Raw genomic sequence first — 279 nt, forward strand, 5'->3', positions numbered from 1 at the left:
CTAGCCAGACGCCACAATTTTCGAAATCGAGAGGAAAATCGCCAGAGCCCATGGCCCAAGAAACAACGTTCTTTCAACAAGATCGATTTGGTACATATAGCGCTCAATTTCATTCGCGGCAAGGCAAACCCACGTAATATTTGCGGACGGTTCATTCCGGCTTTGCGGCGAGCGCTGCATATCTGGCTCGCGGTGGAACCTTCCCGCGGCGGTGAAGTTCATCTTGCGCAACAGGGCTTGGGGTTCCGATGCGCAATGGCTGACTATCTGAGACTGCCG

General features: G+C 53.4%; 1 protein-coding gene. It reads right to left on the minus strand.

Features of this window, described 5'->3' with window-relative positions; all coding sequences use genetic code 11:
* A partial coding sequence (locus tag EN852_RS40510; RefSeq protein ID WP_210238351.1) for a hypothetical protein occupies positions 1-279 on the minus strand: 279 nt, incomplete at its 5' end.

The organism is Mesorhizobium sp. M2E.F.Ca.ET.209.01.1.1 (genome assembly GCF_004010375.2).
GTDB lineage: Bacteria > Pseudomonadota > Alphaproteobacteria > Rhizobiales > Rhizobiaceae > Mesorhizobium.